The 14090-nt window shown below is 73.9% G+C and carries 8 protein-coding genes (1 of these 8 only partly in view); all 8 read right to left on the bottom strand.

Going from position 1 to position 14090, the window contains the following annotated elements:
- Tightly spaced (each overlapping or abutting the next), the 8 genes in view from ACZ6O2_RS26260 to ACZ6O2_RS26225 form a layout consistent with a single transcriptional unit that may run on beyond the window.
- Nucleotides 1-299, bottom strand: the beginning of a protein-coding gene (locus tag ACZ6O2_RS26260; RefSeq protein ID WP_466024699.1) for a lantibiotic dehydratase. The gene continues 2017 nt to the left of window position 1, outside the view; only the first 299 of its 2316 coding nucleotides appear in the window; the start codon lies at nt 297-299; the stop codon falls past the left edge of the window.
- Nucleotides 296-3799: an amino acid adenylation domain-containing protein gene (locus tag ACZ6O2_RS26255; protein WP_466024698.1), complete on the bottom strand. Its 3504-nt coding sequence runs from the start codon at nt 3797-3799 to the stop codon at nt 296-298. The genes ACZ6O2_RS26260 and ACZ6O2_RS26255 overlap by 4 nt, the downstream gene beginning before the upstream one ends.
- Nucleotides 3796-5472 (bottom strand): beta-ketoacyl synthase N-terminal-like domain-containing protein, encoded by a 1677-nt coding sequence (locus ACZ6O2_RS26250; RefSeq protein ID WP_466024697.1) that lies wholly within the window; start codon nt 5470-5472, stop codon nt 3796-3798. The genes ACZ6O2_RS26255 and ACZ6O2_RS26250 overlap by 4 nt, the downstream gene beginning before the upstream one ends.
- On the bottom strand, nt 5469-7844 hold the full coding sequence (locus tag ACZ6O2_RS26245) for a non-ribosomal peptide synthetase (RefSeq protein ID WP_466024696.1): 2376 nt from the start codon (nt 7842-7844) through the stop codon (nt 5469-5471). Before ACZ6O2_RS26245 ends, ACZ6O2_RS26250 begins: the two co-directional genes overlap by 4 nt.
- Nucleotides 7841-9199 carry a DUF6002 family protein gene (locus ACZ6O2_RS26240; RefSeq protein WP_466024695.1) on the bottom strand — a complete coding sequence of 453 codons (1359 nt, stop codon included), beginning with the start codon at nt 9197-9199 and terminating at the stop codon, nt 7841-7843. Before ACZ6O2_RS26240 ends, ACZ6O2_RS26245 begins: the two co-directional genes overlap by 4 nt.
- The gene (locus tag ACZ6O2_RS26235) at nt 9190-10359 is read right to left on the bottom strand and encodes a potassium transporter TrkA (protein WP_466024694.1); all 1170 of its coding nucleotides are present in this window, start codon (nt 10357-10359) and stop codon (nt 9190-9192) included. Before ACZ6O2_RS26235 ends, ACZ6O2_RS26240 begins: the two co-directional genes overlap by 10 nt.
- Entirely contained in the window at nt 10340-12973 is a 2634-nt protein-coding gene (locus tag ACZ6O2_RS26230; protein ID WP_466024693.1) for an amino acid adenylation domain-containing protein, read from the bottom strand. The genes ACZ6O2_RS26235 and ACZ6O2_RS26230 overlap by 20 nt, the downstream gene beginning before the upstream one ends.
- Nucleotides 12970-13977, bottom strand: a complete 1008-nt coding sequence (locus tag ACZ6O2_RS26225) for a class I SAM-dependent methyltransferase (protein WP_466024692.1) — start codon at nt 13975-13977, stop codon at nt 12970-12972. The genes ACZ6O2_RS26230 and ACZ6O2_RS26225 overlap by 4 nt, the downstream gene beginning before the upstream one ends.
- Nucleotides 13978-14090 lie beyond the last annotated feature (113 nt).

Here is a 14090-nt window from a genome sequence, read left to right as displayed (position 1 = left end):
TCCTTGACCAGCCCGTCGAGCGCCACCAGGATGTCCGGGTTCTGCCAGGTCACGGCCTCACGGAACAGCGGGTCGGCGGCGAGCTCGCACACCGCCGCCGAGGACGCCCGGGTGGCGTCGGCGTACGCGGCCGTGAATGCCGGCGCGTCGAGGTCACCGGCGAGGTGACGGTCGGCGGCGTCGGCGCAGTCCGGTGCGGCGAAGCGGTCCAGGCCGTCGGCGGGGAACCCGGCGCTGCGCAGCAGCGCGTCACGCCAGACCGACCAGCCGGTGTCGCCGAGTGGGACCAGGTGCGTCACGTCGGATCACCCTCCACGGCGGGCTCGCCGGCCGGACGGTGCCGGGTGCGCTGGAGGCGGAGGGCACCGCGGCGCGCGGCCCGTTCCACCGCCGCGTCCTCCGCGTTCTCACCGGGCGATTGCGTGGACGCGCGGATGTCGTCCAGGTGCGTGGCGAGCGTGCGGACGGTCGGATGGCGGAATAGGTCCACCAGCCGCAGGTTCGTGCCGAGCAGCCGGTTGAGCTGCCGCTGCACGACGGCGACGGCCAGGGAGCCACCGCCGACGTCGAAGAAGCTGTCCGTCGCCGCCACCTCTGGTACGCCGAGCACGTTGCACCAGACCGACGCGATCTGGCGTTCGGTGGCGGTGGCCGGGCGTGTGGTGATCGCGCCCGACCGGCCCACGGTCCGCTTGACCCGGGCGGCCCGGGTCACGTCGCCCGGTTTCCCGGCCGGGATGGCCGTCCAGCCGGGCAGCTGTGACACGGGTTGCCGCGGATCGGCGGCTCCGGCCCGCAGCATCTGCTCGACCTCGCCGAGCACGGCCGCCATCAGGCCGGCGCCGTAGACGTCCGGGTTGAAGACGATCTCGACTCGCAGTTGCCCGTCGCGGGTCACGCCGTAGAGGGTGAGGTCGAACGGCGACCCGGGCGCGGCCACCGGCACCGGCTCGCTGCCGAGCCCGGCCAGGTCCAGCGTCGGCTCGTCGAAGGTGTACATGTTGAACAGCACCTGCACCAGCGGGCTGCGGTCCAGCTGGCCGCCGAGGCCGAGCCCGCCGACGATGCGTTCCACCGGCGCTTCCGGGTGCGCGAGCGCGGCGAGGAGTTCCTCCCACGCGGCGCGCACATGCTCGGCGAAGCCCGTGTCGGGGGTCTGACGCAGCCGCAGTGGTGCGATCTCGATGAAGAACCCGATCATGTGCTCGAATTCTGCGGCTCGCCGGTCCACGGTGGGTGTGCCGATGACCAGGTCGGGGTGGCCGGTGCGTCGGGCCAGTACCAGCGCGAACGCGGCCAGCACGGCGGCGGCCGGGGTCGCGCCGAGTCCGGCGGCGAGGTCGGTGAGGGCGGCCGTCGTGGCCCGGTCCAGCCGGGTGGTCACGGTCGCGCTGGTGAAGGTCTGTTCGGTGGGCCGGTCCCGTCCCCCGGGCAGCTCGAGCACGACGGGTACGCCGGTGAGGTGCTCCAGCCACCAGTTCAGGTCCTGCTCGGCGCGTCGCCGGGCGCGGTCGGCGCGCCACGCGACATAGTCGCCGTAGGTGGCGGGCAGGGCCGGCAGCGGCGTCCCGTCGCCGAGCGCCGCGCGGTAGGCGGTGGCGAGGTCGGCGTAGAACAGTGACTGGGACCAGCCGTCGAACACGGCGTGGTGGGCGTAGACGGCCAGCACGTGCTCGTCGGCCCCGGTCCGGATCAGTTCGGCCCGCCACAGCGTGTCGGTGGCCAGCGTGAACGGTGCCGCCGCAGCCGCCGCGAGGTGGGTGGCGAGGTCCGTGCCCGGGGCCAGTTCGCGCACGGGCAACGGCACCGGCGCGGACGGGTCGGCGACGGCGTACGGGACGCCGTCGGTGTCCGGGATGCGCCAGCGCAGGATCTGCTGGCGGTCGGCGACGGCGGTGAGCGCCGTGGCCAGGGCCGCGATGTCGAGGGGGCCGGTGAGCCGTTCGGCGAAGGCGACGTTGTAGGCCGACGCGGCGGCGAGGAAGTAGCGGTCGAGGAACCACAGCCGCTGCTGCGCCGGGGACAGGGCCGGTGGTCGACCCCGGGTGGCGGTGGCGGGGCTGGCCTTGGCGGCGGCGTCGGCGCGGGCGGCGATGCCGCGCAGCGTTCGCCCGAGCAGCACGTCCTCGATCGCGATGTCGCGGGCCAGCCGTTCCCGCAGGTCGGCGACCAGCCGCATCGCGGTGATCGAGTGTCCGCCGTGGTTGTAGAAGTCGGCGTCGCGGCCGACGGCCGGCTCGTCCAGCAGCGCCGCCCAGGCCTGCGCGATCAGGCGCTCGGTGTCGGTGGCCGGTGCCTCGCTCTGGGGTGCCGGGGCGGGTTCGGCGGCGGTGAGTGCGGCCAGCCGCTCGGTGTCGATCTTGCCGTTGATGGTGATGGGCAGCGCGGCCATGGTGAACATCCGCGCCGGGACGGCCGCGGGCGGCAGCAGCCGCGCGCAGTAGGCGCGCAGGTCCGCCACGGCCAGGCCGGTCGCCACGTACGCGACGAGTTCTTGGCCGCCGGGGCCGCCGCGCGCCTGGACGCTGGCGTTGCCGACCTCGGGGTGGCGGCGCAGCACCGCCTCCACCTCGCCGAGCTCGATCCGCTGTCCCCGGATCTTGACCTGCCGGTCGGCTCGGCCGAGGAATTCCAGGCTCCCGTCCGGCAGCCAGCGGGCCAGGTCACCGGTGCGGTAGAGCCGCTGCCCGGGCTGCTCGGTGAACGGATCCGGGATGAACCGCTCCGCCGTGAGCGCGGGGTCGAACAGGTATCCGCGGCCGAGTCCCGGCCCGCCGGCGAGCACCTCGCCGATCTCACCGGGACCGACCTCGCGCAGGCTGTCGTCGACGAGGTGGATGCGGTGGTTGGCGGCGGGCTTGCCGATCGGGATGGGGCGGGTCCAGATGCCGCTGCCCTCGAACCAGGTCACCAGCACGGTCGCCTCGGTCGGGCCGTAGACGCTGATGAACCGGCGGCCTCCCTCGGTCCACCGGCCGACCTGCTCCGGGCCGGTGGCTTCCCCGCCGGTCATCACCAGTCGTACGCCGGGCAGCCGGGCCGGGTCCAGCAGCGGCAGGATCGGCGGCGGCAGCACCACGACGTCGACGCCCTGCTCGGCGCACACCTGGTAGAGCTGGGTCGGGCCGGCCCGCTCGGTGTCGCCGGCCAGCACGACCGTGCCTCCGGCGGCGAGCGGGGCGAGCAGGTCGGCCACCGACGCGTCGAACCCGATCGAGGCGAAGGCCAGGCACCGGGTCGCCTCGCCGTAGTCGGCGAAGTCCGCGATGTTGACGACCTTCTCGGTCAGCGCCCGGTGCTCGATCACCGCGCCCTTGGGCTGCCCGGTCGACCCGGACGTGAACATCGCGTACGCCGTGGTGGACAGCGTCGCCGGTGTCGGCTGCCAGGGCGCCGTTTCGGCTGGTACGCCCAGCACGGTCAGGTCGCCGAAGGCTTCGGGTGCGGCGGTGGGCGCACCCACGATGACGTGGAGGCGGGCCTCGGCGGACAGTTCGCGCAACCGCTGCGGCGGCAGCGCCGGGTCGAGCGGGACATACCCCGCGCCCGCCGCCTGCACGCCGAGCAGGGCAACCACCAGGTCCGGACGACGGTCCACGCAGACACCGACGAGGTCGTCCGGGGCGATGCCGTGAGCGCGCAGCGACGCGGCGAGGGCGCTGGCCCGGCCGACGAGGTCGCCGTAGCTCAGTGTCAGGTCACCCTGCACGACGGCGGGCGCGTGGGGACGCCGCTGGGCGTGCCCGGCGACCAGGTCGGGCAGGCACAGCTCGGGATAGGGCAGGTGGGGGCCGTTCATCGCATTGCCTCGATCCAGTGTCTGGTCCGCTGGAACGGATAGCCGGGCAGCGGAACCCGTCGGCCCGGCGCCACGGGCAGGTCGTCACCGTCGAGCCAGGAGCGCGCGGCGGCGTCGTCGGCCACCGGTGCGCCCTGCGCGAGCGCGGTCAGCTGCCCAACGGCCTCTTCGGCGTCGGCACACGCGACCGCACCCCGGTGTGCCAGCCGCCGCCGTCCGACCGCCAGCGTGTGCGCCACGTCCGCCACGGCGAGGTCACCGACGGCCAGCCGCTCGGCCAGCCGCCGGGCCAGCTCGCGCAGCGCCGCCGGGCTTCCCGCCGACAGCCCCAGCACCACCCGGCCATGACCTTGTCCGAGCTCGCCGCCGGAGCTGTCCGACTCGTCATGGTCGTTCGCATCGGGTGCCTGCTCCACCAGCACGTGCGCGTTGGTGCCGCCGAGGCCGAACGAGCTGACCCCGGCCCGCCGCTGCCCGGCCCACGGCCGGGTCTGCGCGCTGACCTCGGCACCCGCCGCGGCCAGGTCGACGTCGCGGTGCGCGCCGGTGAAGTGCGCCGTCCCCGGCGCCTGTCCGGTGTGGACGGCGTACACGGCCTTGATCAGGGAAATCACGCCGGCGGCGGCGTCCAGGTTGCCGAGGTTGCCCTTCACCGAGCCGAGCAGCAGTGGGCTGCGGCTGCCCCGGCGTACCCGGGTCAGGGCGTCGACCTCGATCGCGTCCCCCACCGAGGTGCCGGTGCCGTGACCCTCCAGAAAGCCCACGTCGGCCGGGTCCCAGCCCACCGACGCCAGCGCCTCCGCCAGCACCGCCGCCTGCCCCGCCACGCCCGGTACGGTGAAGCCGGGCCGGTCGGCGCCGTCGTTGTTCACGGCCCAGCCCGGGAGGACGGCGTAGACGTTGTCGCCGTCGGCACGCGCGTCGGCGAGGCGCTTGAGCACCACCGCACCGGCACCGTTGCCGAACACCTGCCCGGTCGCGGCCGCGTCGTAGGGGCGGCACACCCCGTCCGTGGCCAGCAGGCCGCCCGGCCGCAGGCGGTAACCGGCCTGCCGGGTCGAGACCACCGCCGAGCCACCCGCGATCGCCACGTCGCAGCGGTAGTCCAGCAGGCTCTGCGCCGCCTGGCACACCGCGACCAGCGATGTCGAGCAGGCGGTCTGGATCGCCACGGCCGGTCCCGCCAGCCCCAGCGCGTACGCGGTGCGCGTCGGCAGGTAGTCGCAGCCCGAGCCGGTCAGCGCGTCGTCCCAGTCCTCTGCCAGGCCACCGAAGCCGGGCTTCAGAGCGGGGTTGCCCAGCAGGTGATGGTGCAGGTAGCGGTTGAGGCCGCACCCGGCGAACACGCCGACCTGGGCCGGGTCGCGGTCGGGATCGATTCCGGCGTCCTCCAAGGCGCGCCAGGCGACCTCGAGGAACAGCCGGTGCTGCGGATCGAGCAGCGCCGCCAGCTCGGCGGGATATCCGAACAGGTCTGCGTCGAAACCGTCGAGGTCGTCGAGCCGCCCGAACGCCGGCACCCAGTCGGGGTCGGTGGGCGCACCCTCGGCAGCGGTCAACCGACGCACCGAGTCGACCCCGGACAGCAGGTTCCGCCACATGGCGGGTGCGTCGTCCGCGCCGGGCACCCGGCAGGACAGGCCCACCACCGCGATCTGGTCGTCCTCGCTCACGTCCCACCCTCCCCGCTGCCACCGCGCCGCGCGGCTCTGCGCCGCGCCATCCGGTGCCCGACTGCCGCCAAACGACCATCCGCCGGTACGCCGTCAGCGCCCGCCGCCGCCCCCAGGTGTGCCGCCAGCGCCGCCACCGTCGGGAACTCCACCAGCCGGGCCAGCGGCACCCGCCGGTCGAGGCGTTCCTCCAGGTGCCGCTGCAGCAGGGCGAGCTGGAGCGAATGCCCGCCCAACTCGAAGAAGCTCACCTGACGGTCCACGGCGGGCAGTCCCAGCACCGCGCACCAGCCCGCCGCGATCAGCTCCTCGACCGGCCCCGACGGCAGCCCGCCAGCCCCCGCGACGGTTCGTACGGCCTCGGCATCCGGATCGGGCAGGGCGGCCTGGTCGAGCTTGCCGGTCGGGCCCATCGGCAGTTGCGCCACCGCCATTACGGCCCGGGGCACCATGAAGTCCGGCAGCACCGCCGTCAACTGCTCCCGCAGCCGTCCCGGCTCGATGCTCGCCCCCATGGCCGGGACCGCGTACGCGATGATCTCGTGCTCGCCGGTGCCGGAGGCGGCCGCGCTGCGCCGGGCCACCACGGCCGCCTGGCCCACCCCGGGCAACCCGGCCAGGTGGGCTTCGATCTCGCCCAGCTCCACCCGGTAGCCGCGGATCTTCACCATCCGGTCGCTGCGACTCAGGTAGACCAGCATCCCGTCGGGCAGCCGCCGCGCGATGTCGCCGGTCCGGTACGCCCGCACCCCGTCGTGCTCGATGAACCGGGCCGCCGTGAGTTCCGGCAGGCCCAGGTACCCCAGCGCGACGTGCGGGGTACGCACGATCACCTCGCCGGTCAGGCAGGTCGGGCGCCCGGCCGGGTCGGCCAGGACCACCTCGATGCCCGGCAGCGGGTGCCCGATCGGCACGACGGCCTGCTCCGGCTCCGCGCCGGGCGGCAGGTGGTGCTGCGCGGCGAAGCTGATCTCGGTGGTGCCGTACCCGTTGACGAACACCACGCCGGGCGCGAACGACCGCCGGGCCAGCGCCACGTCGTGCCTGGTCACCTCCTCGCCGCCGAGCACGACGGCGCGGATCGACGGCAGCCGCCCGCCCTCGCCCAGGCTCGCCACCAGGTATCGGTAGACGGTCGGGGTGGAGTGGTAGATCGTGACGCTCCGGTCGGCGAGGGCGCTGGTCAGGTGGCCGAGGCCGTGTGCGCGAACGTCGACGGGGACGGCGGCGGCGCCGGACAGCAGGGCGCTGAAGGTGTCGGTGACCGCCATGTCGTAGCCGAACGAGGTGAGCACGCTGGTGCGGTCGTCCGGCCGGATGGCGAAGTTACGCACGTGGTTGCGTACGCCGAACAGCACGTTGCGGTGGCTCTGCACCACGCCCTTCGGCGTTCCGGTCGACCCGGAGGTGTAGAGCACGTACGCCGGGTCGTCCGGCCGTGCGGGCCCCGGCAGCACCGACAGGTCGGCGCGGGATGTGCCCGGCTGGAGGTGCACGATCGGCAGCTCCGGCCGCCCGGCTTCGGCGGCCAGCGTGGCGGCGAGCCGCGCGTGCTCGGGGTCCGTGACGATGGCCCGCACCCCGGCGTCGCGCAGCATCCCGGCCAGCCGGGCCGCCGGGAACACGGTGTCCAGCGGCACGTACGCGGACCCCGACGCCAGCACCGCCAGGATGCCGGTGACCGTGGCGACGCCGTGGCGGCACAGCACCCCGACCGGCGCGGGCGGCGCTGCGACGTTGCTCGGATCGGCCAGGGCCACGGCGGTCGCGGCTACGGCGGCGCCGAGCTCGCGATAGGTCACGGTCGCGTCGTCGGCCAGCACCGCCGTCCGCTGCGGGTACGTGGCGACGACCGATGCGAACGCGGCCGGGATCGTGTCACCGCGTACGCCGTCGGCTTCGGTGCCGTCGCCACCGTGCAGCCGGGCCAGTTGTGGTGCCGGGCGCTGCTCGTAGCGGGCCGACGGCAACACGTCGGCCGACGACGCGGCCGGGTCGAGAGCGGACAGGAACTCGGTCAGGTCGGCGCACAGGTCGTCGGCGTAGTCACTGGGCAGCCCCGACAGGACGCCATCGCCCAGGTCAGGGCCCAACTGGATGCTGGCGTCGGGGGCGGCACCCGGCGGTGCCGGGCGCACCGACCGCCACAGCTCGCGGATCGGGGCGTCGGCGGTCAGGTCCAGCGCCACCAGGTCGTCGCCGTGCCGCAGCGTCACGACCTGGGCGCCGGTGTACCGGCGTACCAGCAGGGCGGTCGCGGTGAGGACCACCGCGGCCGGGGTGACCCCGGCGGCGTGGGCCTGCGCGGCAAGCCAGGTAGCCCGCTCGGGTGACAGGCCGAGCGGGCGGTCGGAGTACGTCAGGCTCATCATGTGTTCAGGACGGCGGCCGCGACGTCGGCGACCGTGGACACCTGGGCGTCCGCGTCGGCGACGGCGAAGTCGTTGGAGTAGCTCCCGGTGCCGTGCACCACGATGTCGTGCCCGGCCGGTACCAGGCCGCGGTCGATGGCGTTGCAGACACCGGTCAGCGCCATCATGATCGACCACTCCCGCAGCTGCTCGGGGTCGGCGGGCAGCGTGAGCCCGGCGTTGGCCAGCCAGTCCCGGGCCACCGGGTAGCGCTGGGCGCATTCGCGCCGCGACACGACGATGCCGTCGCCGCCGTGCCGCTCGATCAACGCGTTCATCGCCGGGGAGGTCACCGGGCGGTGGGTGTAGAAGGTGGGGTCGAGCACCTCGGCCGGGTCATCGGTGACGGCCGGGAAGTGCGCGTCCTTGTCCTGCGTCCAGGCGCCCACGCCCTCGTCCAGGGTGTAGGCCGGGCAGTTGTTCCGGTCGAACGAACCGTGGCGCAGGCTGAGCACCATGTCGGGCGTACCGAGGTGCTGCACGAGCAGGAAGCCGGGGCGGTCGGCGGGGCTGGCCTTGCCCGCCGCTTCGAGCACGTCGCGGCCGAGGTTGTAGCCGAGCAGGCCGAAAGCGCTGGAGACGGCGTGCGCGTGCCAGCGCGGGCGGGCAGCGCTGGCCGGGGCCACGTCAGCCTCGAAGGCGGCCCGGGCGGCGTCCGCGACCAGGTAGTTCTTCAGGTCCAGGCTGTACCACAGCGTGACGCCGTGCGTGTCGTACATCGTGGCGGCGTACTCGTCGACGAACGCGCGGCCGAGCGCCTTCACACCCTCCGGGTCGCTGCCGGTGTACCGCAGCAGCGGGTTGACCTGGCGCGACTGCGGGTCGGCGGCCAGCGCGTCGTGGCGGAACTTGTGCCGGGTCGACTGCGGTGCCAGCACCACGATGGACAGCTGCTCCGGCGTCGCCAGCCCGGCCGCGTAGGCGCGGGCCACCGCGTCGCGCAGCGCCACACCCTTGTTGCCGGAGGTCGGCGTGAAGATGCACAGCCGGTTCCCGGTGCGCCGGACGTGTTCCACCGCGCGGGCGACGATCACCATCGACGCGAACGTCTTGGTGGTCTGGGTGCCCGGGTTCGCTGTCAGGTCGAGCAGCTGGAGGTTGTGCCCGCCGTATTCGCCCAGCCGGGACCAGCTCGCGGTGGCGGCGGCGTAGAACTCGCGCACCGCCGGGGTCAGCTCGGGCAGGTCGAAGCCGGGCGCGAAGCCGGGCGTCCCGGCAGGGCCGCCGGGGACGGCGCCGCACTGATCCACCGCCGAGGCGATGACGTCGTAGTAGTCGGTGATCAGGTTGCGTGTGGTCGGGGCGGTCACGGGCATCGGGATTCCTCCAACACACGGGGCGCCGGCGCCGGTGGCACCGTTCGCAGATGGTCGCGCAGGGCGATGAACCGAGCGAAGACCTCAGGCAGGTCGGTCACGCGCCAGCCTTCGGCCAGTTCCGGCTGGTACGCCGACAGCGCCGCCCGGGCACGCTCCGGATAGCGCACGTGGCCGTCGCTGACCTCGACGCCGTCACGGTGCCCGGCGGCGGTGTTCCAGGCGACGGCCTGCGCCGCGCTGACCTCGGGCGGCAGCCGCAGCTCGGCCCGGCCACCGTTGAGCCGGACCGGATAGCCGCCCGGCAGGCCCAGCGGCCCGGGCAGGCTCGCCACGACCTCACCCGCGTCGGCGGCGAGCCCCGCCACCAGGGCGGCGGCGGCATGCCCGGCCAGCGCGTTCAGCTCCGGCCGGGGCAGGGCACGGTAGTCGGCCAGCAGCCCGGTGACGTCCGGGACGGGCAGGCCGTCCAGCCAGGCGCGTACCTCGGCGGTGTCGTTCCCGGTGTTGTCCGGGCCGGGCGCGGCGAGGTGGGCATGGTGGCCGAGCACGGCCAGCCGCCCCGGCCCGGGACGGCCCAACGCGGCGTCCAGACACGCGGCCAGGGTCGCCACGTTGCCGATGCCGCACAGCACGGGCAGATTCAGCGCTGCCAGCAGCGGGTTGACCGCGTCCGGGAAACAGCCGTTGACCAGCACCGCGTCCGGTGCGCCGCCGGCCAGCGCGGCGGCCAGCCGGGACACCAGCTCGGCCTGCAACGCCAGCGTCACCCCGAAGCCGGCCGTGGCGACCAGCTCCGTCCAGGCCGACGGTGTGTGCACCCGCTCGTACGGCGACTGGGTCGACGCGGCGCAGACCAGCACGTCGGGGCGCAGCCGGGCCATCGACGCGGCGTCGGCGGCGTACCCGTCGCCGGGGTCGGTGGACGGTTCGGCGGTGAACGGCTGGGCGGTGAAGTCGACCCGGGTCCCGGCGACGGTGGCGCGCACCTGCGCGCCCCGGGCCACGCGGACTGCGGCGGTCAGGTCGCGGGCCAGCACGGTCACGCGTATCCGCTGGGGGGTGTGCGTCGAGGCCAGGGAATCGCACAGCGAGCGGGCGAGCTGGCCGCTGCCCACCACGACGACGTGCCGCGGCGCGTTACCGAGGGGGGCTGACATCGCGTCCCGCGTCCGTGACCCGGGCCAGCCAGTCGGCGAAGGACCCGGCGCGCAGGCAGCTCGCCGGGGACACCTCCAGGTCGGCCATCTCGCGCACCCGGTGCGCCACCCGCAGCGCGGTCAGCGAGTGTCCGCCGAGGGCGAGGAAGTTGTCGTCGTCCTGGACGGCATCGACGCCGAGCGTGACCCGCCACGCCTCGCGCAGCCGGTCGGCGAGGGCGCTGCCCTGATCCGGGGCCGCTTCCGTGTGCCGCCGGGGTGGCGGCGGCAGCTCCAGCCGGGCCACCTTGCCGTTGGGCAGGCGGGGCAGGCTGTCGACGAAGACGAGCTGGTCCGGGTGCATCGCGGGCGGCAGCACCGACGCCAGGTATCCCTGGAGCAGCCCGGTTGTCAGCAGCTGGTCGGCGGGCTCGTCCCAGGGCGAGGCCGCCTGCGGCTGATCGTGCGGCCGCATCGCGTAGATGTAGCTGACGTCGGCGTCCGCGCCGACGTTCCAGTCACCGATCTCGTGCACCTCGAACCCGGCCGCCGACAGCAGCTCGCGCACCTGCGGCGCGGTCACGCTGCTGCGCTCGACCTCCAGGCACACCTGGCCGATGCGGGGCCAGTGCTCCGGGCGCAGGCCGCGCAGCACACTCAGCTCGGCGCCCTCGGTGTTGACCTTCAGCAGGTCGACCCGGTCCAGCCCGAACCGGTCCAGCAGCTCGGACAGGGTCACCGTCGGCACCGCGTGCGCCACCGGGGTCAGGCGCCGGTGCGCGTCGGCCAGCAGCGCGGCCTGCTCGGCCTCGTCGGCGTCGCCGCCACCCTGCCGGTAATGCGAGCGGACCAGGTCCGACGCGGCTTCGGGCCGGTCGGCGCCCAGGCCGGACAGGTAGCTCAGCTCGGGAAACGAGATCAGCGTGGCCGTGCCCGCCGTATCGGTCACCGCGGCCTCGACGATGGATGCGGACTCGGCGTAGAGGCTGAGGTTGGCCCGGAGGTACGGCAGCGTGTCCGGGTTCGGCTCGACCGCGATCAGGTGCACGTCGCGCGCCTGCCGGGTCGTCCACAGGGAGAAGAGGCCGATGTTGGCGCCGACATCGACAACGACCGCACCGTCACCGAGGCGTACGCCGAACCGCGAATACTCCGTGTGGTCGAAGATCTGCCGGTAGAGGAAGACCGCTTCGTCCGGCGACGCCGCCGTCACCGCCATGCCGTTGGGCAGCCGGAACCGGGCCAGCCCGCCGATCGTCGGGGCCCGCCGTGGCTGCGGCACCACGTACCCGACCAGGCGCGGCCCGGAATCCTCGTCCGGGACGGCCACGACCACCGCGTCGTGCACGGCGGGATGCTTGCGCAGCACCGCGGCGACCTCGCCCGGCTCCACCCGGATGCCCCGGATCTTGACCTGGTCGTCGACCCGGCCCTGGAACTCCAGGAAACCCTGCGGCGCGACCCGTACCAGGTCACCGGTGCGGTAGAGCCGGGCACCCGGCTGTGCCGGATCGGGCCGGAAGCGTTGCGCTGTCCGCTCGTCGTCGTGCAGGTAGCCCAGGCCGACCGCGACCCCGCCGATCCACAGCTCTCCGGTCTCGCCGTCGGCGACTGGCCGGAACTCCTCGTCCAGCACCCGCGCCGACACCCCGCCGATGATCCGGCCGACCGGGGCGATGCTGCCCGTGTACGCCTCCGAGCAGTCCCAGTAGGACACGTTGATCGAGGTTTCGCTCGGGCCGTACCCGTTGAACAGCCCGCACGGCAGCGCCGCACGAAACCGCCGGACCAGCTGCATGTCCAGCGCCTCACCGCCGCACAGCACCCGCCGCAACGTGACGCATCCGGCGAGTTCCGGCTCGTCGAGCACGTGCCGCAGCATGGTCGGCACGAAATGCGCGGTGGTGACGGCTTCCCGCTGGATCAGCCGGACCAGGCCGAGACTGTCGAACTGCAGGCCCGGCCCCGCGATGACCACGGTGCCACCGGCGATGAGCGGGGAGAAGATCTCGTGCACCGACGCGTCGAACCCGATCGACGCCTTGTGCAGCACCCGGTCGTCGGCGGCGAAACCGAACCAGTCGTGGCCCCAGGCCAGCCGGTTGACCAGCCCGGCGTGGTGCAGCACGACACCCTTCGGCTGGCCGGTGGAACCCGAGGTGAACAACACCAGCGCGGCCTGCTCCCCCGGCGGCAGCCAGCCCGCGCGATCCGGCAGGTCGGTCCCCGCCACCACCGTGGCGGTACGCACATCGCGCCAGCCCGTGCCCGCCGGCGCGGCGACGGTGGCGGGCCGGTCCGCGTACAGGACGAGCCGGGGTGCGGCCATGGCGAGCATCTGCTCGGCCCGGCCGGAGGGTAGCTCGGGATCGACCGGCACCGCGACCGCGCCCACCGTGAGCGTCGCCAGCAGCGACGTCACGTAGTCGGCGGACCGGTGCAGGTAGAGGCCGACCAGGTCCCCGGGCCTGATCCCGGCCCGGCGCAGCAGTTCGGCCGTCGCGCCTATCCGCTCCCACAGCTGTGCGTAGCTCAGCTCCCCGTCGGGGGCGACGATCGCGGGCCGGTCGGCGTCGGCGCCCGAGGGCCGGTGTACCAGATCGAGCAGGTAGCGCGGGCTGGACATGGGGGTCATGCCGTCCTTGTCGCGACCGCGACGATCGCCATCCGGGGCACCTCGGCGACGAACTGCCCGTCGGCCGGGTAGACGACCGGCCGCGCCGGGATGCCGTCACGGCCACCGAGCGCGGCCAGGTAGCCGGTGTGGTCGAAGTGGTGCGTCAGCAACCGCCACACCTCGTCATCGCTCAGCGTCGCGAAGAACTCCCGTACCCCGTACATGTCGCCGACATAGTCGCGAATCCGCGCGTACGCGGACTGTGCGGTGTCGGCGCGCACGATCAGCGGGTCATAGAGGTCGACGATGCGCACCGGCAGGTCGGCCTGGGCGAACAGGCTGGTCAGTTCCGCCCGGCTGAAATGCTGGTAGTCGTGGCCACCGGAGGCGTGCGAGTGCACCACGTCACCGAAGAAGCCGGCCATCGGGCTCGACTCGTCGAAGTCGTGCAGCACGATCCGGCCACCGGGGCGGACCACCCGGGCCGCCTCCGCCACCGCCAGCGGCCGCTGGTGTGCCGGGATGTGGTGCGTTCCGTAGGCGAGCAGCACCGCGTCCAGGCTGGCGTCGCGCAGAAACAGGAAGTGCGCGGCCTGGCGTACGGCGGGCAGGCCGTGCGCGAGCGCCTTGTCGATCATGTGGCCGGACAGGTCACCGGTAATGAACTCCAGCTTGGACTCGAAACAGGCGGACTGGCTGCTCGCCGCGCGCGCCACGGTGCCGTCACCGCCGAGCACGTCCAGGATGAGGGTGACCGGCTCGGATCCGGCCGGCGTGGTCAGCTCCAGCAGTTGCCGCATTCCGGTCCAGCGCACCAGGGTGTCGCGCTGGGCCCGGCGATATGAGTCGCCCCGGCCGGTGGAGTCGGTGTCGAACTCGCTCACGGTGGCGGCCAGTTCCGCCAGCGCCGCAGCCGCACCCGGGCGCTCGAAATCAAGCACCTCGCGCAGTTGGGGGTGGACGGTCGCCACCGTGTGCAGGTACTCCCGCAGAATCAAAGACGGCAAGTACGACGAGCTCATGAGCACCTCGGCGCACGCAACGGTTTTGCCGCCTCGTCAGCGACGTCCCTTCGATGAACGGATGGCGAACTGTAACACCGCGTTCCGCCGGCCCGCCAGGTCGAACACCCGAC

It is taken from the genome of Micromonospora sp. NPDC048040, assembly GCF_055587185.1.
The sequence above is the reverse complement of the archived record's forward strand: the minus strand, read 5'-3'. Positions and strand labels throughout refer to the sequence as shown.

Excerpts from the sequence above, each read along its gene's own strand:
- ACZ6O2_RS26255 (WP_466024698.1), bottom strand. The coding sequence starts at position 3,799 with ATGAACGGCCCCCACCTGCCCTATCCCGAGCTGTGCCTGCCCGACCTG.
- ACZ6O2_RS26245 (WP_466024696.1), bottom strand. The coding sequence starts at position 7,844 with ATGATGAGCCTGACGTACTCCGACCGCCCGCTCGGCCTGTCACCCGAG.
- ACZ6O2_RS26240 (WP_466024695.1), bottom strand. The coding sequence starts at position 9,199 with ATGCCCGTGACCGCCCCGACCACACGCAACCTGATCACCGACTACTAC.
- ACZ6O2_RS26235 (WP_466024694.1), bottom strand. The coding sequence starts at position 10,359 with ATGTCAGCCCCCCTCGGTAACGCGCCGCGGCACGTCGTCGTGGTGGGC.
- ACZ6O2_RS26230 (WP_466024693.1), bottom strand. The coding sequence starts at position 12,973 with ATGACCCCCATGTCCAGCCCGCGCTACCTGCTCGATCTGGTACACCGG.
- ACZ6O2_RS26225 (WP_466024692.1), bottom strand. The coding sequence starts at position 13,977 with ATGAGCTCGTCGTACTTGCCGTCTTTGATTCTGCGGGAGTACCTGCAC.